General features: G+C 57.1%; 19 protein-coding genes. 13 read left to right on the top strand and 6 right to left on the bottom strand.

Annotated features, from left to right (window positions below):
• The first annotated feature begins 146 nt into the window (after positions 1–146).
• The 5 genes from deoC to yjjJ all read left to right on the top strand — a co-directional run bounded on the left by deoC (position 147) and on the right by yjjJ (position 5929).
• Entirely contained in the window at positions 147–926 is a 780-nt protein-coding gene (deoC, locus tag JGC47_RS14090) for a deoxyribose-phosphate aldolase (RefSeq protein WP_004159828.1), read from the top strand.
• Between the two features lie 122 nt (positions 927–1048).
• On the top strand, positions 1049–2371 hold the full coding sequence (gene deoA / locus JGC47_RS14085; protein WP_004159826.1) for a thymidine phosphorylase: 1323 nt from the start codon (positions 1049–1051) through the stop codon (positions 2369–2371).
• Positions 2372–2434: 63 nt separating this feature from the next.
• Positions 2435–3658: a phosphopentomutase gene (deoB, locus tag JGC47_RS14080; RefSeq protein WP_004159825.1), complete on the top strand. Its 1224-nt coding sequence runs from the start codon at positions 2435–2437 to the stop codon at positions 3656–3658.
• A 73-nt stretch (positions 3659–3731) separates the two neighbouring features.
• Entirely contained in the window at positions 3732–4451 is a 720-nt protein-coding gene (gene deoD / locus JGC47_RS14075; RefSeq protein ID WP_004159824.1) for a purine-nucleoside phosphorylase, read from the top strand.
• 146 nt (positions 4452–4597) lie between these two features.
• Positions 4598–5929 (top strand): type II toxin-antitoxin system HipA family toxin YjjJ, encoded by a 1332-nt coding sequence (yjjJ, locus tag JGC47_RS14070; RefSeq protein ID WP_004159823.1) that lies wholly within the window; start codon positions 4598–4600, stop codon positions 5927–5929.
• A gap of 29 nt (positions 5930–5958) precedes the next feature.
• Here yjjJ and JGC47_RS14065 read toward each other — a convergent pair whose 3' ends face one another.
• Positions 5959–6618 (bottom strand): YtjB family periplasmic protein, encoded by a 660-nt coding sequence (locus JGC47_RS14065; RefSeq protein ID WP_004159822.1) that lies wholly within the window; start codon positions 6616–6618, stop codon positions 5959–5961.
• A 158-nt stretch (positions 6619–6776) separates the two neighbouring features.
• Here JGC47_RS14065 and serB point away from each other — a divergent pair, with 158 nt between their 5' ends.
• Genes serB through nadR form a run of 3 tightly spaced genes read left to right on the top strand, consistent with a single transcriptional unit; the run spans position 6777 to position 10427 of the window.
• Complete coding sequence (gene serB, locus JGC47_RS14060; RefSeq protein WP_004159820.1) at positions 6777–7754, top strand: phosphoserine phosphatase; 978 nt, start codon at positions 6777–6779, stop codon at positions 7752–7754.
• Positions 7755–7763: 9 nt separating this feature from the next.
• A complete protein-coding gene (radA, locus tag JGC47_RS14055; RefSeq protein WP_004159819.1) occupies positions 7764–9146 on the top strand; it encodes a DNA repair protein RadA in 1383 nt (460 codons plus the stop codon).
• 48 nt (positions 9147–9194) lie between these two features.
• A complete protein-coding gene (nadR, locus tag JGC47_RS14050; RefSeq protein ID WP_004159818.1) occupies positions 9195–10427 on the top strand; it encodes a multifunctional transcriptional regulator/nicotinamide-nucleotide adenylyltransferase/ribosylnicotinamide kinase NadR in 1233 nt (410 codons plus the stop codon).
• Between the two features lie 71 nt (positions 10428–10498).
• On the opposite strand, the gene JGC47_RS17810 is transcribed toward nadR, so the two are convergent.
• Complete coding sequence (locus JGC47_RS17810) at positions 10499–10621, bottom strand: hypothetical protein (RefSeq protein WP_004159817.1); 123 nt, start codon at positions 10619–10621, stop codon at positions 10499–10501.
• A 170-nt stretch (positions 10622–10791) separates the two neighbouring features.
• Here JGC47_RS17810 and JGC47_RS14045 point away from each other — a divergent pair, with 170 nt between their 5' ends.
• Together JGC47_RS14045 and JGC47_RS14040 are read left to right on the top strand one after the other, a co-directional pair.
• Complete coding sequence (locus tag JGC47_RS14045) at positions 10792–11958, top strand: collagen-like triple helix repeat-containing protein (RefSeq protein WP_004159815.1); 1167 nt, start codon at positions 10792–10794, stop codon at positions 11956–11958.
• A gap of 60 nt (positions 11959–12018) precedes the next feature.
• Entirely contained in the window at positions 12019–13758 is a 1740-nt protein-coding gene (locus tag JGC47_RS14040; RefSeq protein ID WP_004159813.1) for a ShlB/FhaC/HecB family hemolysin secretion/activation protein, read from the top strand.
• Positions 13759–13850: 92 nt separating this feature from the next.
• Here JGC47_RS14040 and JGC47_RS14035 read toward each other — a convergent pair whose 3' ends face one another.
• On the bottom strand, positions 13851–14852 hold the full coding sequence (locus tag JGC47_RS14035) for a zinc-binding alcohol dehydrogenase family protein (RefSeq protein ID WP_004164798.1): 1002 nt from the start codon (positions 14850–14852) through the stop codon (positions 13851–13853).
• 97 nt (positions 14853–14949) lie between these two features.
• Here JGC47_RS14035 and JGC47_RS14030 point away from each other — a divergent pair, with 97 nt between their 5' ends.
• Positions 14950–15831, top strand: coding sequence for a LysR family transcriptional regulator (locus JGC47_RS14030; protein ID WP_004159809.1), 882 nt, complete (start codon positions 14950–14952; stop codon positions 15829–15831).
• Between the two features lie 65 nt (positions 15832–15896).
• Here the strand turns inward: JGC47_RS14030 and ettA are convergent, their stop codons facing one another.
• Positions 15897–17564 (bottom strand): energy-dependent translational throttle protein EttA, encoded by a 1668-nt coding sequence (ettA, locus tag JGC47_RS14025; RefSeq protein ID WP_004159807.1) that lies wholly within the window; start codon positions 17562–17564, stop codon positions 15897–15899.
• Positions 17565–17836: 272 nt separating this feature from the next.
• Between ettA and JGC47_RS14020 the strand changes: the two genes are divergently transcribed.
• Positions 17837–18106, top strand: coding sequence for a hypothetical protein (locus JGC47_RS14020; protein WP_223386160.1), 270 nt, complete (start codon positions 17837–17839; stop codon positions 18104–18106).
• 293 nt (positions 18107–18399) lie between these two features.
• Here JGC47_RS14020 and deoR read toward each other — a convergent pair whose 3' ends face one another.
• Both deoR and JGC47_RS14010 read right to left on the bottom strand, forming a co-directional pair.
• A complete protein-coding gene (gene deoR / locus JGC47_RS14015; RefSeq protein WP_004159804.1) occupies positions 18400–19143 on the bottom strand; it encodes a DNA-binding transcriptional repressor DeoR in 744 nt (247 codons plus the stop codon).
• Positions 19144–19439: 296 nt separating this feature from the next.
• Positions 19440–19673 carry a hypothetical protein gene (locus tag JGC47_RS14010; protein ID WP_004159802.1) on the bottom strand — a complete coding sequence of 78 codons (234 nt, stop codon included), beginning with the start codon at positions 19671–19673 and terminating at the stop codon, positions 19440–19442.
• A gap of 213 nt (positions 19674–19886) precedes the next feature.
• Here JGC47_RS14010 and sltY point away from each other — a divergent pair, with 213 nt between their 5' ends.
• Complete coding sequence (sltY, locus tag JGC47_RS14005; RefSeq protein ID WP_004159798.1) at positions 19887–21809, top strand: murein transglycosylase; 1923 nt, start codon at positions 19887–19889, stop codon at positions 21807–21809.
• The last annotated feature ends 12 nt before the right edge of the window (positions 21810–21821 follow it).

The raw sequence follows: 21821 nt of genomic DNA, 5'->3' as shown, positions 1-21821 counted from the left end.
TCATCTCACAATGATGCCACTGTCCTATGCTGTTCGTGAATCTTCCCACAAAATAATGACCCACAGGCTGTTATAATCCTCACATTGCGGGCGATCTCCGGCGTGAGCCTGTCAAACGCCCCCATCCAACTTTTCTGGAGATAATCATGTCTGATGTCAAAACTCAGGCGCTGCGCGCGCTGCAACTGATGGATTTAACCACGCTCAATGATGATGATACTGATGCCAAAGTGCTCGCTCTCTGTCGTCAGGCGAAATCTCCGGCCGGTAACACCGCTGCCATCTGCATCTATCCGCGCTTTATTCCACTGGCGCGCAAAACGCTGCGTGAGCAGGGGACGCCGGAAATTCGCATTGCCACGGTGACTAACTTCCCCCACGGTAATGATGATATTGAGATTGCGCTGGCGGAAACCCGTGCGGCGATTGCTTACGGGGCCGATGAGGTTGACGTGGTATTCCCGTACCGTGCGCTGATGGCCGGTAATGGCACCGTCGGCTTTGAGCTGGTAAAAGCCTGTAAGCAGGCGTGTTCGGCAGCGAATGTGCTGCTAAAAGTGATTATTGAAAGCGGTGAGTTAAAAGAGGACGCGCTGATCCGTCAGGCGTCAGAAATAGCCATCGATGCCGGTGCCGATTTCATCAAAACTTCCACCGGAAAAGTGCCGGTCAACGCCACGCCAGCGGTAGCGGAGATCATGATGCGTACTATTGCCGCGAAAGGTGTTCACCAGCAGGTTGGCTTTAAGCCAGCCGGTGGCGTACGTACCGCAGAAGAAGCGGCGCTGTATCTGCAACTGGCAGACGACATCCTTGGACCGGACTGGGCTGATGCGCGTCATTTCCGTTTCGGTGCATCCAGCCTGCTCGCCAGCCTGTTAAACGCAGCGGGGTTTAACAGTGCTGCCAGCGACAGCAGCTATTAATCATTGCGCATCCACCCCGTGTCTGATTAACCATCCTGCACTGCGTTTGCGTATCCAAAACGGCGACTGCCATCACGCCAATATGGACCCGTATCATTGATGGCATTGATCTGGGAGTCATTGTGTTTCTGCCACAAGAAATCATCCGCAAAAAACGTGATGGTCATGCACTGAGCGAAGAAGAGATCCGTCAGTTCATCAACGGCGTGCGTGACAACTCGGTTTCAGAGGGGCAGATCGCCGCGTTGGCGATGGCGATCTGGTTCCGGGATATGACTCTGCCGGAGCGTGTGGCGCTGACTATGGCGATGCGTGATTCCGGTTCGGTACTCAGCTGGCAGGCGCTGAATCTCAACGGCCCGCTGGTGGACAAACACTCAACCGGCGGCGTTGGCGACGTCACGTCGCTGATGCTTGGCCCGATGGTGGCCGCCTGTGGCGGCTATGTGCCGATGATCTCCGGTCGTGGGCTTGGTCATACCGGCGGCACGCTGGATAAACTGGAAGCCATTCCCGGTTTTGATATTTTCCCACCGGACGATCGCTTTCGCCAGATTATCAAACAGACAGGAGTGGCGATCGTCGGCCAGACCCGTTCGCTGGCTCCGGCGGATAAGCGCTTCTATGCCACGCGTGATATTACCGCCACGGTAGATTCCATCCCGCTTATTGCTGCCTCGATCCTTGCCAAGAAACTGGCTGAAGGCCTGGATGCGCTGGTCATGGACGTAAAGGTTGGTTCCGGGGCGTTGGTGCCGACTCTGCCCCAGTCTGAGGAGCTGGCGCAGGCTATTTTTGGCGTAGCAAACGGTGCCGGTTGTAAAACCACCGTGCTGTTAACCGATATGAACCAGCCGCTGGCTTCCAGTGCCGGTAATGCGCTGGAAGTGCGTGAAGCGGTGCAGTTCCTGACCGGCGGGTATCGTAATCCGCGCCTGCTGGAAGTGACGATGGCGCTGTGCAGCGAAATGTTGCTCTCCGGCGGGCTGGCGAAGTCAGGCGACGAAGCGCGGATGAAGCTGCAGGCGGTGCTGGACAACGGCGCCGCCGCCGGGGTGTTCGCGCGCATGGTGGCGGCGCAGAAAGGCCCGGCGGACTTTATTGAGCGTATCGACAGTTACCTGCCCGCGCCGATGCTAAGTAAAGCGGTTTATGCCAGCACCAGCGGCACCGTCAGCGCGATGGATACCCGTGCGCTGGGGATGGCGGTAGTGGCGATGGGCGGCGGTCGCCGCCGGGCCAGTGACAGCATTGACTACAGTGTTGGCTTCAGCGAACTGGTGCAGCTGGGCGATAAGGTTGATGGCCAGCGTCCGCTGGCGGTGGTCCATGCCGCCAGCGAAGCCGGCTGGCAGCAGGCGGCGCAGGCATTGCAGCACGCCGTCGTTGTCGGGCAGGTGCAGCCGGCGCCAACGCCAGTTATTTATCGCAGAATCTCGCAATAAGCGGTATTCTGCTGCGATCGGATTTTTTTAACTCTTAACGCGAGAACCGCGCAGGAGAACGGCATGAAACGTGCATTTATCATGGTGCTGGATTCTTTCGGAATAGGAGCCAGCAAAGACGCTGATAAATTCGGCGATAAAGGCTCGGATACCCTCGGCCATATTGCCGAGGCGTGCTTCAAAGGTGAAGCGGACAAAGGGCGTAAAGGCCCGCTCCATCTGCCTAATCTGACCGCATTAGGCTTAGGTAAAGCGGCAGAGGCATCAAGCGGGAGATTTCCGCCGGGGCTGGATAAAAACGCTGACATCATCGGCGCTTACGCCTATGCCAGCGAACTTTCTTCCGGTAAAGACACGCCGTCAGGTCACTGGGAAATTGCCGGTGTGCCGGTGCTGTTTGACTGGGGCTACTTTAGCGACACGCAGAACAGTTTCCCGCAGGACCTGCTGGATTTACTGGTGGAAAAAGCCGATCTGCCCGGCTATCTCGGTAACTGTCATTCGTCCGGGACGGTGATCCTCGACCAGCTTGGCGAAGAGCACATGAAGAGCGGCAAACCGATCTTTTATACCTCCGCCGACTCGGTATTTCAGATTGCCTGTCATGAAGAAACCTTTGGCCTTCAGCGTCTGTATGCACTGTGCGAAATTGCGCGCGAAGCGCTGACCGCAGGCGGTTACAATATTGGCCGCGTGATTGCACGCCCGTTTATTGGCGATAAGCCGGGCCACTTTGAGCGTACCGGCAACCGTCACGATCTGGCAGTCGAACCCCCGGCACCGACCGTTTTGCAGAAACTGGTTGATGAGCAGGGCGGCGAGGTGATTTCCGTCGGTAAAATCGCCGACATCTATGCCCAGGTCGGCATTACCAAAAAGGTTAAAGCGACCGGCCTTGATGCGCTGTTTGCTGCCACTGTTGCCGAAATGAAGACCGCGCCGGACAACAGCATCGTGTTCACCAATTTCGTTGATTTTGATTCAACGTGGGGGCACCGCCGCGATATTCCAGGCTATGCCGCCGGGCTGGAGCTGTTCGACCGCCGTCTGCCGGAACTGATGGCGCAGGTGAAAGAAGGGGATATCCTTATTCTTACTGCGGATCATGGTTGCGACCCAAGCTGGCACGGAACCGAGCACACGCGTGAGCATATCCCGGTGCTCATTTTCGGGCCGGGCGTCAAGCCGGGTGATTATGGCTATCGTGAGACGTTCGCCGATATTGGCCAGACGGTTGCCCATCATTTCGGCCTGTCACCAATGGCCTGGGGCAAACCGCTCTTCTGAAGGTTAAAGCGCGCTTTAACACTGTTCGTAACCGGCCAGCTTGACCTGGCCTGCAATAACATAAGGATTAAACATGGCTACGCCTCATATTAACGCTGAGATGGGTGATTTCGCTGACGTGGTGCTGATGCCCGGTGACCCGCTGCGCGCAAAGCACATTGCTGAAACCTTCCTGCAGGATGCCGTAGAAGTCAATAACGTACGCGGTATGCTGGGTTATACCGGCACCTATAAAGGCCGCAAAATCTCGGTAATGGGCCACGGTATGGGCATCCCTTCCTGCTCAATCTATGCCAAAGAACTGATCACTGAATTCGGCGTAAAGAAGATTATTCGCGTTGGTTCATGCGGCGCGGTACGCAACGACGTGAAGCTGCGTGATGTGGTGATTGGCATGGGAGCCTGTACCGATTCCAAAGTGAACCGCATGCGTTTCAAAGACCATGACTTCGCAGCGATTGCTGATTTCGAGATGGTACGCAACGCGGTTGATGCTGCACAGGCGTTGGGCGTGAAAGCGCGCGTGGGGAATATTTTCTCCGCCGATCTGTTCTACTCGCCGGACCCGCAGATGTTCGACGTGATGGAGAAATACGGCATTCTCGGTGTGGAAATGGAAGCGGCCGGTATTTATGGCGTAGCGGCAGAGTTCGGCGCCAAAGCGCTGGCGATCTGCACCGTGTCCGACCATATCCGTACCCACGAGCAAACCACTGCCGCCGAGCGCCAGACCACTTTTAGCGAGATGATTGAGATCGCGCTGGAGTCGGTTCTGCTGGGCGATAAGGCGTAATTTCCCCCTGTCGAGGCTGGTATCTGCCAGCCTTTTTTATTGAGTATCTATTCATATTTCATCTCTCCTGAAAGCTTTTTTTCTTTTATCACAGGCCATTACGTGCTAATTATCTATTCATCAATCTATCCACCGATCTATTCATTATGAGCGATCTGACGTCACTGCTGCTACAGGGACCGCTGGATGCCGCCAGCCTGCAGGCGCGGCTTGGCGTCAGCCAGGCCACGCTGTCCCGCCTGATTAAGGCCCGGCCGCAGGTGCTGAAATATGGTCGCGCCCGCGCCACGCGCTATGCCCTGCTGCGACCGCTGCGCGAGGTCAGTCAGTTTCCCTTGTGGCAAATCGATATCGCCGGTCAGGCCCATGCTGCCGGGCAACTTTACAGCGTTTGGCCAGCGGGAAGCTGCGTGGTGCAGGACGCAAGCGCCAGCTGGCACTATTATCCCGGATTACCCTGGTATTTAAGCGATATGCGCCCGCAAGGCTTCCTTGGGCGGGCGTGGGGCCGCGACTGCGCGCGGCAGCTGGGGCTGCCGGAGGATATCCGCCAGTGGAGTGACGATCATTGTCTGTTGGCACTGAGCAGCCGGGGAGCCAACGTCACGGGCAGCTGGCTGATCGGCCAGCACAGCTACCGGCAGTGGTTGCAACAGCCACGCCCGGCGGCGATAGTGCTGGCCGACAAAGCCACCCGTTATCCGCAACTGGCCAGCGAGGTTCTGGCCGGCGAGCAACCCGGTTCTTCTGCGGGGGGCGAACAGCCTAAGTTTGCCAGCCTGGCCGAGCTGCCCGACGGCAGTCTGGCACATGTTTTAGTTAAATTTACCCCGGCGCGCGCTAACGAAAACAGCCAGCGCTGGTGCGATCTGCTGCGTGCCGAGGCGCTGGCGTTACGGCTGATGCAACAGCATGGGCTGGCAGCGGCGCAGACGGCGCTGATAGCCGCCGGCAACGGTCAACTGTTCCTTGAGGTGGTGCGCTTTGACCGCGCAGGGGAAAACGGGCGGCACAGCATGGTCTCCCTTGAGGCGGTGCAGGCAGAGTTTATCGGCAATCCGCACCACTGGCCTGCAGCATTACAGCAGCTGGTGCAGCAGAAGCGCCTGAGCGATCGCGATGCACAGCGCGGCACGTTACAGTGGGCATTTGGTCGCCTGATTGCCAACGGCGATATGCACGCCGGCAACCTGTCGTTTTTCCTCACCGATGGCGGCTTACGGCTGACGCCAGCCTATGACATGTTGCCGATGAGCTTTGCACCGAACAGCGCCGGTTATATGCGCGACAGCGCCGTGGCGCTTCGGCTTGATGACAGCGTGAGCCAGCACCACTGGCAAACCGCACTGGAAATGGCCGGGCAGTACTGGCAGTTTATCAGCGCAGAATGCGCCTTCAGTTCGGGCTTTCGGCAGCTGGCGGCGGAGATGCAGCAGCAGCTGCACGGGCTGGCCGGGCACATTGCGCGGATGGCGTAAGTGAACTGAAGCTTTAGCGGCTGGCCGGGTTATTTTTCCGCGTTGGCCGACGATGAATCATCCTCATCGTCTTCTTTCACCGGGTTATTGGCGGTAAGCAGGAACGGTGACTGCTGCCAGCGGGTGCGGCGGTCGCGCAGCAGCGTACGGGTGAGAATGATGCCGATAGCCAGCGCCAGCAGCATCATCAGGCGCAGAATATTGGTGGTGTTATCCACCTGTTTAGCTTCGGTGACCAGCACATGGGTATCCAGCGTGACGCGCAGGAAACCGCCGGGGCCGTCTTTACTCTCCAGCGGTTGTACAATCTGATGGTTGAAATAGCTGCCGGCCCGCTGTCCGTCGAGCGCCAGGCGATCGCGCACATTGATATTTTGACCGCTGTGTGCCACCAGGTTGCCCGAGCCATCGTACAGTGAAATATCAAGAATACGGCTTTCGTGCGTCAACTGGTTGAGCGTGTCGACGATTTTTTGCTGGTTATCGTCTGAATTATCCATCAGCGGCGTCAGACTCCAGGCCACCTGGCGGGTCAAGGTATGCGCCAGCTCTTCTACCTGTTCGGAACGTGCCGCCTGGTGGCTCAGACTGAACCATGATGCGCCCTGCATGAGCACAACCAGTAACGCGAGGCTAATCAGTACGATCGCCGTGCGGTGCAGGCGAAACTTGATTTTGGCTTTTGCCATGTCGACCCTTAAAATTGCCAGATGAACATCTGCCGCCTGAAGTCAGGCGGGGATAGCTTTATGTTGCCAGAAGGCGGGCTTACAGGGTAGCCTCTTGCCAGGTTTTAATACGCTCCTCGTTTACGCGTAACGGGGTGAAAGTTCTTACAGGAGCTGTAATGCCAAACAGTCTGACCTGGTGCGACCTGCCTGCAGAAGTCTCTCTCTGGCCGGGATTACCTCTTTCTTTAAGCGGCGATGAAGTGATGCCGCTTGACTACCGTGCTGGCCGCAGCGGTTGGCTGCTATACGGGCGGCAACTCGACAAAGCCCGCCTCACCGCCTACCAACACCAGCTGGGGGCAGCGATGGTCATTGTCAGCGCCTGGGCGGTGGAAGACTACCAGGTGGTGCGTCTTGCCGGTTCACTGACGCCGCTGGCGGCCCGCCTGGCGCATGAAGCCGGGCTGGATGTTGCGCCGCTGGGCCGCATCCCGCATCTGAAAACGCCGGGTTTGCTGGTGATGGATATGGATTCGACGGCGATTGAGATCGAGTGTATTGATGAGATTGCCAGGCTGGCGGGCAGCGGCGCACAGGTGGCCGAGGTCACCGAACGCGCGATGCGCGGCGAGCTGGACTTTGCCACCAGTTTGCGTCAGCGCGTGGCGACGCTGAAAGATGCGGATGCCCGTATCCTGCAAACCGTACGTGACGAGCTGCCGCTGATGCCGGGCCTGACTTCACTGGTGCAAAAGCTGCAAGCGCTGGGCTGGCATGTGGCCATTGCCTCCGGCGGTTTCACCTGGTTTGCTGAATATCTGCGTGATACGCTGCGATTGTCGGCTGCGGTTGCCAACGAGCTGGAAATCCGCGATGGTAAACTGACGGGTGAAGTCGTGGGCGATATTGTTGACGCCGCATACAAAGCCGAGACGCTGCGCCAGCTGGCGACGCGTTTTGCCATTTCACCGCAGCAGACCGTTGCCGTTGGCGATGGTGCCAACGACCTGCCAATGATCAAAGCCTCCGCGCTGGGGATTGCTTACCACGCCAAGCCGAAGGTCAATCAACAAAGCGAATTCATTATTCGTCATGCTGACCTGCTGGGGGTGTTCTGCATTCTCAGTGGCAGCCTGATCCACGAAGAGCGTTAAGGGGAAGATTTGGCCAAAGCGGTAAAGCGCGCCTTTGTTTGTAACGAATGCGGCGCAGATTATCCTCGCTGGCAGGGGCAATGCAGCGCCTGTCATGCCTGGAATACCATCACCGAAGTGCGGCTGGCGGCATCGCCCACCGTGGCGCGCAATGAACGTCTGACGGGTTATGCCGGCAGCGCTGGCCCCAGCCGGGTGCAGAAGCTGTCGGAAATCAGCCTGGATGAGTTACCGCGTTTCTCTACCGGCTTCAAAGAGTTTGACCGCGTGCTCGGCGGCGGCGTGGTGCCGGGCAGTGCCATTCTGATCGGCGGCAATCCCGGTGCCGGGAAAAGTACTCTGCTACTGCAAACTCTGTGCAGGCTGGCCGAGGGGATGAAAACCCTGTACGTCACCGGGGAAGAGTCGCTGCAACAGGTCGCCATGCGCGCCCATCGGCTGGGGTTACCCACCGCCAACCTGAATATGCTGTCGGAAACCAGCATTGAGCAGATCTGCCTGATCGCTGAACAGGAACAGCCGAAGCTGATGGTGATTGACTCGATCCAGGTGATGCATATGGCGGATATCCAGTCTTCACCCGGCAGCGTTGCCCAGGTGCGTGAAACCGCCGCTTATCTGACGCGTTTTGCTAAAACCAAAGGTGTGGCTATCGTAATGGTCGGCCACGTCACTAAAGATGGTTCGCTGGCAGGCCCCAAGGTGCTGGAGCACTGTATTGACTGCTCGGTGCTGCTGGATGGCGATGCCGATTCGCGCTTTCGTACTTTGCGCAGCCATAAAAACCGTTTTGGTGCGGTCAATGAGCTGGGCGTGTTTGCCATGACCGGGCAGGGGCTGCGCGAAGTCAGCAACCCGTCTGCCATCTTCTTAAGCCGTGGTGACGAAATCACTTCCGGCAGCTCGGTGATGGTGCTGTGGGAGGGGACGCGTCCGCTGCTGGTCGAAATCCAGGCGCTGGTAGACCATTCGATGATGGGTAACCCCCGGCGCGTTGCCGTCGGGCTGGAGCAGAATCGTCTGGCGATCCTGCTGGCGGTGCTGCACCGCCACGGCGGCCTGCAAATGGCCGATCAGGACGTGTTCGTCAACGTGGTCGGTGGCGTCAAGGTAACGGAAACCAGCGCCGACCTGGCGCTGATGCTGTCGATGGTCTCCAGTCTGCGCGACCGTCCGCTGCCGCAGGATCTGGTGGTCTTTGGTGAAGTGGGGCTGGCAGGAGAAATACGCCCGGTACCCAGCGGGCAGGAGCGTATTTCTGAAGCGGCCAAACATGGATTCCGCCGGGCGATTGTTCCAGCCGCCAACGTGCCGAAGAAGCCGCCGGAATATATGAAAGTGTACGGTGTGAAGAAGCTGGCCGATGCGCTGGCCATCCTTGACGACCTATAATGACATGACGCGGGGCAGCATGGCCCGCCGATCCTGCAGGAGGCATACGTGTCGTCTTTTGACTATCTTAAAACCGCAATCCGGCAGCAGGGCTGTACTCTGCAACAGGTGGCCGATGCCAGCGGCATGACTAAGGGCTATCTCAGCCAGTTGCTCAATGCCAAAATCAAAAGCCCCGGCGCGCAGAAGCTGGAGGCGCTGCACCGCTTTCTCGGGCTGGAATTTCCACGTCGGGAAAAGACCATTGGCGTGGTCGTCGGTAAGTTCTACCCGCTGCATACCGGGCATATTTATCTTATCCAGCGCGCCTGTAGCCAGGTCGATGAACTGCATATCATCATGGGCTACGACGAGCAGCGTGACCGTAAGCTGTTCGAAGACAGCGCCATGTCGCAGCAGCCTACGGTGAGCGACCGTCTGCGCTGGCTGCTGCAAACGTTCAAATACCAGAAGAACATCCATATTCATTCTTTCAATGAAGAGGGGATGGAGCCGTACCCGCACGGCTGGGACGTGTGGAGCGCCGGTATTCAAGAGTTTATGGCAGATCGGGGCATTATCGCGGATTTGATCTACACCAGCGAAGAAGCCGATGCGCCGCAGTTCCGCGCTCACCTTGGTGTGGAAACGGTGCTGATCGATCCGCAGCGTTCATTTATGAATATCAGCGGCGGCCAAATCCGTCAGGATCCGTTCCACTACTGGGAATATATCCCCACTGAGGTGAAGCCGTTCTTTGTGCGCACCGTGGCGATCCTCGGCGGTGAATCGAGTGGTAAGTCAACGCTGGTTAACAAGCTGGCTAATATTTTCAATACCACCAGCGCCTGGGAGTTTGGCCGCGACTATGTCTTCTCGCATCTGGGCGGCGACGAGATGGCGTTACAGTACTCCGACTACGACAAAATCGCTCTTGGCCAGGCGCAGTACATCGACTTTGCGGTGAAATACGCCAACAGGGTGGCATTTATCGATACCGATTTTGTCACCACCCAGGCATTCTGCAAAAAGTATGAAGGGCGTGAACATCCGTTTGTGCAGGCGATGATCGATGAGTATCGTTTCGACCTGGTAATCCTGGTGGAGAACAACGTGCCCTGGGTAGCGGATGGATTACGCAGCCTGGGCAGTTCGGTGGATCGCAAAGAGTTTCAGGCGCTGCTGATCACGATGCTGGAAGAGAATAATATCCGCTATGTGCAGGTAAAACAGGATAACTACGATGAGCGTTTTTTACGCTGCGTGGAGCTGGTAAAAGAGATGCTCGGCGCTCAATCGTAATTGTACTTGCGGGCAGCGCCGGGCGGGTTCCGGCTGTCTGCGACCATCACGCCTGTTTCCCAGGCGTGACCTTAATATTGCTGTACCCCTTCAGTAACCAACGTTTGCGGTTGACGGTCAGTGGTGATCCGTATGCTTTTTTTCAGGTTTGCAGCCGCGATCACAATCAGCCCGTGGCCGGTTATGTGGTTCATTTTTTCCCCTGCTTTTTCCCGTCGGTATTTCCTCCTATCTCATTGTAAATTATCACATAAATCAGGTCTTTTTTGCCTGAAAAATAAACAGCCAGCGCGCATCGCATAAAATGCGTAAACGCATATACTTAAAGTGCGCCAACGGGCGTGTTCATTGTGGAGGGCCTATCATGCGCCCTGACAATCCCGGCCGGCTGGGAAAGATTGGGCTGGCAATCCTGCTTGCATTATCTCTGGCTGCCTGTAGCGGCGGCGGCGGTAGTTCGGGCCATACAGCAAAAAATACCACGGCGGCAAGTTCCGGCAATGGGGGCGGATCGGGCGGTAGCGGAGCAAGTAACGGTAGCGGGTCCGGCGGCGGCTCATCGGGTGGTGGTGGCTCATCGGGCGGCGGCGGTTCTGGTTCCGGCGTACTCACCACCGGTACTATTCTTAACAGCCTGGGGGCTGCGGTCGGCAATGTGGGGTCACAGGTTAGCAGCATTGCTACTCAGACGCCCGTTGGTAGCCTGCCGGTTGGCGGGTCGGGCGTTGTCACATTACTTGACAGCGCAGGACACGCCGTTACCACCATCGGCAGCGGCATCCAAAATGGGGTGGGTCAGTTAGGCACTAATCCCAATGCTATCGGCGTCACCGCCGCAGGGGTTCCTGCCGGGGTAGCGGTTCTTGGAACCGGTATCAGCGGGCTGGGAAATTCTCTGTCCGGCAGCACGGGTAATACGCCGCTCGGCGGAGCCACTGGCACCGCTGGCAACCTGGTTAGCGCCGTCGGGGGGCTGGTAACCTCAACGGGCAACGGGCTGGCGCAGAGCCTGCAGTCTGGTCCTGCATCGGGTGTGACCACGGCCGCAACTGGCCTGGTAACTCCGCTGGTAGGACAGGTGCAAAACGTGACCCAGGGCGTGGGTGGCGCAACCGGTTTGGGTGCGCCTGTCAGCGGTTTACTTAACAGTGTGGGTAACATTGTGACCGGCGTCGGAACGCAAATCAGCACCACGACACCTGCTTTAAACGGTCTTGGTCAGGCCGTGCAGAATACCGGGATAGCGGTTTCCCAAACCGGTGGGCTTGTTACCCCGTCGGGTAATGGTTTATCCGGCGGACTGTTGAGTGGCAGCCTGTCACTCAGTGGAGCAGGAGCCGCTGCGGCGAGCGGGCCTCTGGGAAGTGTGGCGACTGCCGTTGCAGGATCGGCTGCGGCGAGTGGCTCACTGGGTAATATCGTCACCACGCCTGGAGGCGCGGCTTCATCTGGTGGTTTACCGCTGATTGGTAATACGGTAAACGGCTTAACATCTGGACTGAATTCAGGGTTAATCGCCCCGCACCACTAACAACGGAATGTCTTTAAATGCCCCCTGCTTGCAGGGGGTTCTTTTGCCCGGAACGGGCTAATGGAGACAATTACTTTGAAAATAAAATTAAGCGTCGTTGTTTTTATCACCGTTGTTAGTGGCCAAAGCTCAGGCGAAATGCTGCCAGCGCTGGTTGACCCAAATAATCCCACCCGGCAGTCCAGAGATGTGTCAGGCCCCGAACCCGTGAACCAGCTTACACCGCCAGGGGCACTGCCTGAATTAGCCGCGCCGTCGCCAGCGATGACGTTGCAAACCCTTGTCACCTTTGAACGTATCCACTTTGTTGGTGGAACCCGATATCCACTGGTCACCCTGATGCAGCCATTTAACGCGCTGGTGGGGAATAAGGTTTCCCTGCAAACGTTAATGGCAGCCGTCGACAGCATCACCCAACGTTATCATCGCGAGGGCTATCCTCTCTCCTATGCCTATATCCCTGCCGATAATTTCCACCAGGGGGTGCTTAACATTGGTCTGGTAGAAGGATATGTCGCTAACAGCCAGATTCGTAGCGATAACCAGCAGACTGGTCGCTGGCTTGGCGCGCTGTCGCAGCGGATTATGGCAGAGAAACCGCTAACCCAGGATACCTTCGACCGTTACAGCATGCTGATGTCGAGAACGCCTGATACCAAAGTGAAGGCAACGGCGCAAGCTCCCAATAATATTTATGGTGCGACCAATCTGGAGGTCGACGCGCAGCGTAGCCATAACTGGAATGTGATTAACACCCTGGATATACGCAAAAAGCAAAGTCTGGATTTAGTGAGCGCCACGCTGAGCGGTTTAACGCCCTATGCTGAGCAATTGGGCGTGGCCACTATCATCCCGCTAAATAATCAAACCCGTGAATCGTACCTGGGGCTTAACTATCAACAATATCTGGGTGATGATGGCCTGCAGCTACAGGTTAAAGGCAGTTATCTCAACCAAAACCCCAAAGACTTCACCACGATATTGACACAGGCTAACGGCGTGAATATTAATGCGCGTGAAAAAGAGGTGCTGTACAACGCCGGGGTGGGGCTGAACTATCCGCTCTTACTGACAGCAAAGCAGCAATGGAGCCTCGGCGGGGAGCTGGACTACGTTCATAAACGTTATGACTATACTCTGCAGGCCGAGCAGGGGGGGATAACGGCGGATCTGCCCGCCATCAACCAGCAAATTCGCTATCCGGCGGTAGAGCTTAACCTCTCCGGCAGTCATCAGTATCAGCAGGCCAGCTGGAATACGCGCTTCAGCGTGCGTCAGGGAATAGACGGCCTGGGAGCCAGCAATACCACCGGCCCCGGGGATCTCTCTTTTACCCGCTGGCGTTTCAATGGTGATGCTGCCTGGGTATTTAACCAAAAATGGCGTCTGAGTAGCGCAGTTGAAGGAGACTGGTCTGACAGTTCATTGCCCGAGCCGGAACGCCTTACCTTTGGCGCTTTTCGTTTCGGCAGTGGTTATCCTGACTCCGATGCGACGGGTGATTACGGGATGGGTGGACAGGTCGAGATGCGTTATCTGCACGATCGCAGCACGGGGGACTGGGTTAAAACCATTCAGCCTTATGTGAAAGTCGACGCTGCCCATACCGCTTTTCATCAATCGGGCTTATCCAGCCAGAAGCTGGCATCTTACGGTGCGGGGGTGATGTTTGGTGACAACCGACACTATGCACTGACGCTGGAAGCGGCACGTCCGATTGCCGATGTGCCGATTGACAGCAGCAGGCGCGACTGGCGTTTCAGTGCGACCTTCACCTATAACTTCAACAACGGTAGCTGATCCTGGCTGCAGAAGGATGATGATGCTCAAGTGGCACGGCTGCCAGGATCAAGGAAAAGGCCGATCCTCACTATCAGGATCGGCAGGCGCGCTTAGTAAACCATTACCACTTTGCCACGCATATGGCCTTCCAGCACCAGACGATGCGCTTCAGACAGCGTCTCCACGCTTAAACCGTGCAAAGTCTTACTGAGCGACGTGGTTATTTTACCTTCATCCAGCAGCTGCGCCGTGGCGTTGAGAATTTCACCCTGGCGGGCGATATCCGGGGTAGTAAACATGCTGCGGGTATACATAAATTCAAAGTGCAGCGCAGCGCTTTTCAGCTTTAGCTGCTCCATATCCAGCGGCCCGGCGTTTTCCACGATGGTGCAGATCTGGCCTTGCGGCGCAATCAGCTGGCTCATGGCTTGCCAGTGACCGTCTGTATCATTCAGACAGAAAATATAGTCAACCTGCTTCAGGCCATGCTTCTCCAGCTCACCAGCCATGTCATGATAGTTGATCACCAGGTCAGCGCCGCGATCGAGGCACCACTGCAGCGAATCCGGGCGCGAAGCGGTGGCGATCACTTTCACCTTGCTATGCAGTTTCGCAAAGGGAATAGCCAGCGATCCAACGCCGCCGGCTCCGCCGACGATCAGCAGTGTCTTACCTTCACCTTCACTGTCGATATGCAGGCGGTCAAACAGCCCTTCCCATGCGGTCAGCGCGGTCAGTGGGATGGCTGCCGCCTGTGCCCAGTCGAGAGTTTTCGGCTTGTGGCCGGTGATGCGTGCATCAATCAGCTGATGCGTGGCATTGCTACCGGGGCGGGTAATATCACCGGCGTAGAAAACCTCATCACCCACGGCAAAGCCGCTCACCTTGTTTCCCACCGCCAGCACCACGCCGCTGGCGTCCCAGCCGAGTATGCGCGGCTGTTGCAGACCATTTTTCTGTGCGCCTTTATGCACTTTGGTGTCTACCGGATTGACCGAAGCGGCTTTCACTTCAACCAGCAGATCGTATTCGTTGGGGGTCAGCTGCGGCTGCTGGATTGCAATAAACTGCTGCGGGTTTGCCGGGTTAATAGCAATGGCATTGTGCGTCATGGTGCGTCTCCTTAAAGGTGTGAGATTCAGTGTAGGCAACAATCGGGCCAGTGATAAGATGGACAATAATGTTTTCAGCGTTCGTATGAGATAAACAATGGCGTTTAAACAGTTACAGGATATGGCCCTGTTTGCTCTGGTCGCCGGGTGCGGCAGCTTCACCGCTGCGGCTACGCGTGCGGGGTTACCCAAATCCAGCGTCAGCCAGCGCATCAACCAGCTGGAACAGACGCTGGGGCTGAGGCTGATTAACCGTACCACACGTCAGCTTAACCTGACTTTTGCCGGTGAGCGTTATCTGGTGCACTGCCAGGAGATTGTGCAGGCCAGTGAAAGGGCCGGGCTGGCGATTGAACGGTTGCGTGATAATCCCAGCGGGCGTTTGCGCATCACCTCTCCCGCCGGTATTGCCGCCACCCTGCTGGCGCGGGTAAACACCGCCTTTCAGCAGAAGTACCCGGACGTAACGCTGGAGGTGTCTGTTTCTGATGAGATGTGCGACCTGGTGCAGAGCCGGTTTGACGTGGCGCTGCGTACCGGAAAGCCGCAGGATTCATCGCTGATAGGCCGGCGTATTGGCGACGGCCAGCGGCGGCTGGTGGCATCGCCGGGTTATCTTGCTGATTACCCGCCGCTTGCTCATCCCCGTCAGCTGTCGGAGCATCGCTGTATTGCTCATCGCGCCTGGAATGAATGGCTACTGCAGCGCAACGATGAGTATTATCGCTGGCTGCTGCCACCCACCCATATGACGGATAATCTGCTCTATGCGCGCGAGTGTGCGCTTTCTTCGGGCGGGATCACCCTGTTGCCGCGTTTTTTGTGCTGTGAAAAGCTGGTGCAGGTGTTGCCGGCGTGGGAAGTGGAGGGCAATGAACTGTGGCTGGTTTACCCGAGTCGTAAGCTGAATTCACCGGCGCTGTCGCGCTTTGTTGATTTTGCCATGCGGTCAGAAATACTGCGCGATTTTTATCGTTAAGGGCCGATCCCGGACGGATCGACCCTTCAACAACCACAGCGACCGCCAGACGGTCGCGGCAGGTATTACTTGATCATACGTTTGTACTTGATGCGCTTCGGCTCCAGCGCTTCCGCGCCCAGCGTACGCTTTTTGTACTCTTCGTATTCGGTGAAGTTACCTTCGAAGAACTCGATCTTGCCCTCATCCTGGTAATCCAGAATATGGGTGGCGATGCGGTCAAGGAACCAGCGATCGTGCGAGATGACCATGGCGCAACCCGGGAACTCCAGCAGGGCATTCTCCAGCGCGCGCAGGGTTTCGATATCCAGATCGTTGGTCGGTTCATCCAGCAGCAGCACGTTGCCACCCACCTGCAGCAGCTTGGCCAGATGAAGGCGACCGCGCTCACCGCCGGACAGTTCGCCCACGCGCTTGCCCTGATCGACGCCTTTAAAGTTAAAGCGGCCGACATAAGCACGGCTCGGCATTTCGCTATTGCCGATGCGCATGATGTCCTGGCCGCCGGAGACTTCTTCCCACACCGTTTTACTGTTATCCATGCTGTCGCGGAACTGATCTACCGAGGCCAGCTTAACGGTATCTCCCAGCACGATGCTGCCGGAATCAGGCTGTTCCTGACCGGACATCATGCGGAACAGGGTGGATTTACCTGCGCCGTTCGGGCCGATGATGCCGACAATCGCGCCCTTCGGTACGGAGAAGGTCAGATCGTCAATCAGCAGGCGGTCGCCGTAAGATTTACGCAGATTACTGACTTCCAGCACTTTATCACCCAGGCGCGCGCCCGGTGGGATAAACAGTTCGTTGGTCTCGTTGCGCTTCTGGTAGTCCGTGTTGTTCAGCTCTTCAAAGCGTGCCAGGCGGGCTTTGCCCTTTGACTGACGGCCTTTAGCCCCCTGGCGCACCCACTCCAGCTCTTTCTCAATTGATTTGCGACGGGCGGCTTCGGAAGAGGCTTCCTGTGCCAGACGCGCGTCTTTTTGCTCCAGCCACGAAGAGTAGTTACCTTCCCACGGAATACCCTCGCCGCGGTCCAGCTCCAGGATCCAGCCGGCAACGTTATCAAGGAAGTAACGGTCGTGAGTAATCGCCACCACCGTGCCTTCGAAATCGTGCAGAAAGCGTTCCAGCCAGGCCACGGATTCGGCATCCAGGTGGTTGGTCGGTTCGTCGAGCAGCAGCATGTCCGGCTTTTCCAGCAGCAGACGGCACAGGGCTACACGGCGGCGCTCACCCCCTGAAAGATTAGCGATCTTCGCATCCCAGTCCGGCAGACGCAGCGCATCGGCGGCGCGCTCCAGTTGGGTATTGAGGTTGTGGCCATCGTGCGCCTGGATGATCTCTTCCAGCACGCCTTGCTCCTTCGCCAGCTTATCGAAGTCAGCGTCTTCTGCCGCGTACAGCGCATACACTTCGTCAAGGCGCTTTAGCGCACCAACCACTTCAGCAACGGCTTCTTCTACTGATTCACGGACGGTGTGTTCCAGGTTCAGCTGGGGTTCCTGTGGCAGGTAGCCGATTTTAATCCCCGGCTGTGGGCGGGCTTCCCCTTCAATATCCTTATCGATGCCGGCCATAATGCGCAGCAGGGTGGATTTTCCCGCGCCGTTCAGGCCCAGAACGCCGATTTTGGCACCCGGGAAGAAGCTAAGGGAGATGTTCTTTAAAATATGACGCTTCGGCGGGACGACTTTGCCCACGCGGTGCATGCTATAAACGAATTGAGCCACGTTAGTTTGAGCCTCTGGTTAACGGGTTTCTGAGGTTGCCTGAACTTCTTATGGGCCAGCCGGGCATGTTCTGATCCGGCCGGTGATGCGCCATCTGCGTCGCAATAAATTCTGCACCCGCAGCGGCTGTCAACGCCAGCGCGCACCGGTGTGGCGCGAAGGCCAGACATGATGCGGCGAATTTTAGCGTTTTTTCGCGCGTTATCCTACCTGTCGCGAATGGAGTTACCAGTATAGCAACCACCCGCTGCCCTGGGCGAGTCAATCCGGGTATGAAAATCCTTGAGCAGGGGGCGACTGAGGTTTCTGAGCATTCAGCCTTAAGGGCATCCTGTATCTTGCAAACAGAGTTGCCAGAGAAGCGGGCGCAACAAGCAAAGATGATAGCAAAAGCGGCTGCGGAAGCATTTAGCGTGGATTTCACCAGGCTGTTGCCGGTTTCGATTTCGGTCAATCTGCCCTCGATTGCGCAAACAGGTGACTTCATTTCAGAGGCGCCATGTTTGATATACCCCACGTCGGTTTTGAGTGGGCACGATTAAACGGTATGCCATCACCTGAAGATCCCGTCAGGCTATCTTGCCGATCTGCGGGGCAACCGCGCACATCAGACCGATGACGTTTTTTGATCATTTTCTGCCTTAATGATATTAAACCAAACCTCCTGTTTACCAGCGATGTGAGACCTTCTATCAATCAGATAAGGTCAAAAGCAGGACTTTTCGCAGTGGTTATCAGAGTTTATAAAACCACCAACCCAACTTCCAGATGTCATTGTCGTAGCTGCAAGCAACTTCATATTTAATCTGCGCTGTTTCATTGCATTTCAGCCGGTTTAGGGTGCGGTTACCGCAATTGGCAGATCTTCAGGCGGTTGCGCATCACTGATCAGCAGATCAAAGGCGCTAAGGGGGGCAATGCGCGCCGGCAGCACCTGGCCGAACTTGCTGCTGTCCGCTACCAGAAACTTATGTCGCGAGCGCTGTAACGCCAGATGTTTGAGCGGTAGCTCATTGAGGTTATAGCAGCTGGCACCTTGCTGCAGGCTGACTCCGGCTGCGGAAATAAAGGCTTTATCCGGGCACAGACTTTCCATCAGCGACGGCTGACCGAGCTGGGTAAAAATGGCGTTATCCGGGTGATACTCACCGCCGCACAGGATCACCCGACAGGCGAGTTTTTCTTTTAGCGCGATAAACGTGTTCATCGCACAGCACACGGCGGTAAACGGCAGATCGCCGTCAATGGCGTCGATAATCCATGGCACCGTGGTGCCGCAGTCAAACCAGACGGTATCCCGGGCGGCAATCAGCGGGGCCGCCAGCTGTCCCAGCAGGCGTTTCTGCGCCACCTGCTGCAGCTGCCGGTCAGAAACAAAATAGGGATTGCGGTGAAGCATCGGATCGGCAACCAGATAGCCGCCGAGTAGCGCCACCGCGCCACCCGCTTCGTTCAGATCGCGGCGAATGGTCATCTCAGAAACCGCCAGCAGCCGTGCCGCTTCTTTCAGGTGCATTTTGTCGAGGCGTTTCAACGCCTGGGCCAGTCTGTTAATGCGCTTGTCGCGCCGGGTTTCCATATGACTTAATCCATTATCGCGGATGATGAGACGTTACAGGTTTGCTGAACGCGTTTACCTGGCTTGCAGTTTACCTTCAGCAAGACAGATGCGTAAACGTCGGCGCAACACAGCCATGTTTGCTTATATCGCCACCAGGCCATGCACGCTGTCCTTTGCCATATCTTTGCCAAAAACGCGCTGTATGATCTCGCCGGCGTCACATGACCCGCTACCGATCGGCCAGCCCGCCACATCAATATTGTCTTTAACCGCATTGGCACGCCAAACAGCGGTAGCGAGGGCGGCGGCTGTTGTCAGCGGGCCAGCAGCGGCTCCAGCCGGGGGCGTAACGGCTCCGGGGTAGCGACATACAGCCATGCGTTGTTGTCAGTGGAAAGTTCTGCCAGTAGCCTGTCCGGCACCGGCAGCAGCTGCCGGGGATGCGGCTGAAAAGTTGCCGCCAGTACTTTCACGTCAACCCGGTGGTCAAAGCCATAAGATGCATTCCGTTTGCTATACAAAATGAGATCTAACAGGGCAAAGCGCATGCCTGTTTTTACTTCTATAAAAGTGATGTTTTCAACAGGCTGCTGGCATATTGCACAATGGCTGCGTGCGGCTTGAGCAATATCGGGGCTGGTAAACGCGCTTGATTCAGTAAATATTTGTTGTGCTCATGGCAGGAAGGGCCGCTTCTGGTTAGCATAAAGGCAGTTCATTCGGCGGTTCAGGCAAAACGAGGCGGTAACGTGAAGAAAGTCATGGCAGACAAGTGGCAGTGGTGGATAGCGGCGGCCTGTTTAACGGTGGTTACCGGCAGCGTGCGGGCAGACTCACTCGACGAACAACGTACCCGCTACCTGCAAATCAAGCAGGCGTGGGATAACAAACAGATGGACGTCGTGGAGCAGCTGATGCCCACACTGCGAGATTATCCGCTGTATCCCTATCTTGAGTACCGCCAGCTGGCGCAAAACCTTGATCAGGAAACCGGGCTGGCGGTGAATGCGTTTATCAAACGCTACCCGACGCTGCCGCCGGTGGCTTCGCTTCCCGCGCGCTTTGTTAACCAGTTGGCGGCGCGTGAAGACTGGCGCGGGCTGTTGGTATTCAGCCCACAGCCGCCCAAGCCGGTCGCTGCGCGCTGTAACTGGTACTACGCGAAATGGTCCAGCGGGCATCCGCATCTCGCCTGGCAAGGGGCTAAAGACATCTGGCTGACGGGGAGCACATTACCAGCCGCCTGTGACAAGCTGTTCAATGCCTGGCAGCAGGCCGGGCAGCAAAAACCTGTCACCACCCTTGAGCGCATTCGCCTGGCGATGAAAGCCGGCAACACCAGCCTGGTCAACACGCTGGCGAAGCAGCTGCCTGATGATTACCAGACGATCGCCAACGCGGTGCTGGCTTTGCAAAATAATCCGCAGACGCTGGAGTCGTTTGCCGCCAGCGTAGGGCCGACTGACTTTACCCGCCAGGCCAGCGCGATAGCGTTTGCCAGCCTTGCGCGCAGCGATGCGGAGCAGGCGCGGCAGCTGATACCGCGCCTGGTACAACTGCAAAAACTGGATGAGCAGCAGCGGCAGGAGCTGAAAGAGGCGGTGGCCTGGCGTCTGATGAGCAACGATATCACCAGCGAGCAGGCGCGCTGGCGCGATGATGTGGTGATGCGCAGCGACTCTACCACGCTGCTCGAACGCCGGGTGCGCATGTCGCTTGGCAATAACGACCGCCAGGGCATGAATACCTGGATTGCCCGCTTGCCGGTTGAAGCCAAAGAGAAAGATGAGTGGCAGTACTGGCAGGCGGATCTGCTACTTGAGCAGGGCCGCAAACATGAGGCAGAGGGCATTCTGCGCAAGCTGATGCAGCAGCGCGGTTTCTATCCGATGGCGGCGGCGCAGAAGCTGGGCGTTGATTACCCGTTGCAGGTGGATAAAGCCCCGGCGGTTGACGGCAGCCTGACGCAAGGCACGGAAATGGCCCGCGTGCGTGAACTGATGTACTGGGGCATGGATAACCTGGCGCGCAGCGAGTGGAGCTATCTGATCTCCAGCCGCTCCACCGCCCAGCAGCAGATGCTGGCCAGCTACGCCCTGTCACAAAACTGGTGGGATTTGAGCGTGCAGGCAACGATCACCGGCAAACTGTGGAACAGCCTGCAGGAGCGCTTCCCGCTTGCCTGGCAGCCGCAGTTTGCGCGCTACATCAACGGCAAGGCGATCCCGAAGAGCTATGCGATGGCGATTGCCCGCCAGGAAAGCGCCTGGAACCCGAAAGCGCGCTCGCCGGTCGGGGCATCCGGCCTGATGCAGGTCATGCCAGCCACTGCCCGGCACACCGTCAGCAAATTTGGCATTGAGGGTTACAGCAACAGCAGCCAGCTGCTGGATGCAGAAACCAATATTCAGATTGGCACGCAGTACCTGGAATCGGTCTATCAGCAGTTCGGTGAGAACCGTATTTTCGCCTCGGCGGCGTATAACGCCGGGCCGTCGCGGGTACGTACCTGGCAGGGTAACAGCGCCGGGAAGCTGGACGTAGTGGCGTTTATCGAAACCATTCCGTTCTCTGAAACCCGGGGCTACGTAAAAAACGTGCTGGCCTACGATGCCTATTACCGTCATTTCCTTAACCAGTCGGACAAGCTGTTTGCCGATAAGGAATGGCAGCAACGCTACTGATCGCCCGCTACA

The sequence above is a fragment of the Erwinia amylovora genome, from assembly GCF_017161565.1.
GTDB classification, from domain to species: domain Bacteria; phylum Pseudomonadota; class Gammaproteobacteria; order Enterobacterales; family Enterobacteriaceae; genus Erwinia; species Erwinia amylovora.
The sequence above is the reverse complement of the archived record's forward strand: the minus strand, read 5'-3'. Positions and strand labels throughout refer to the sequence as shown.

Bases quoted from the DNA above. Each gene is read 5' to 3' on its own strand.
- deoC (WP_004159828.1), top strand. From the start codon at position 147: ATGTCTGATGTCAAAACTCAGGCGCTGCGCGCGCTGCAACTGATGGAT.
- deoB (WP_004159825.1), top strand. From the start codon at position 2,435: ATGAAACGTGCATTTATCATGGTGCTGGATTCTTTCGGAATAGGAGCC.
- deoD (WP_004159824.1), top strand. From the start codon at position 3,732: ATGGCTACGCCTCATATTAACGCTGAGATGGGTGATTTCGCTGACGTG.
- yjjJ (WP_004159823.1), top strand. From the start codon at position 4,598: ATGAGCGATCTGACGTCACTGCTGCTACAGGGACCGCTGGATGCCGCC.
- JGC47_RS14065 (WP_004159822.1), bottom strand. From the start codon at position 6,618: ATGGCAAAAGCCAAAATCAAGTTTCGCCTGCACCGCACGGCGATCGTA.
- serB (WP_004159820.1), top strand. From the start codon at position 6,777: ATGCCAAACAGTCTGACCTGGTGCGACCTGCCTGCAGAAGTCTCTCTC.
- JGC47_RS17810 (WP_004159817.1), bottom strand. From the start codon at position 10,621: ATGAACCACATAACCGGCCACGGGCTGATTGTGATCGCGGCTGCAAAC.
- JGC47_RS14045 (WP_004159815.1), top strand. From the start codon at position 10,792: ATGCGCCCTGACAATCCCGGCCGGCTGGGAAAGATTGGGCTGGCAATC.
- JGC47_RS14040 (WP_004159813.1), top strand. From the start codon at position 12,019: ATGGAGACAATTACTTTGAAAATAAAATTAAGCGTCGTTGTTTTTATC.
- JGC47_RS14035 (WP_004164798.1), bottom strand. From the start codon at position 14,852: ATGACGCACAATGCCATTGCTATTAACCCGGCAAACCCGCAGCAGTTT.
- JGC47_RS14030 (WP_004159809.1), top strand. From the start codon at position 14,950: ATGGCGTTTAAACAGTTACAGGATATGGCCCTGTTTGCTCTGGTCGCC.
- JGC47_RS14020 (WP_223386160.1), top strand. From the start codon at position 17,837: ATGAAAATCCTTGAGCAGGGGGCGACTGAGGTTTCTGAGCATTCAGCC.
- deoR (WP_004159804.1), bottom strand. From the start codon at position 19,143: ATGGAAACCCGGCGCGACAAGCGCATTAACAGACTGGCCCAGGCGTTG.
- JGC47_RS14010 (WP_004159802.1), bottom strand. From the start codon at position 19,673: ATGCGCTTTGCCCTGTTAGATCTCATTTTGTATAGCAAACGGAATGCA.
- sltY (WP_004159798.1), top strand. From the start codon at position 19,887: ATGGCAGACAAGTGGCAGTGGTGGATAGCGGCGGCCTGTTTAACGGTG.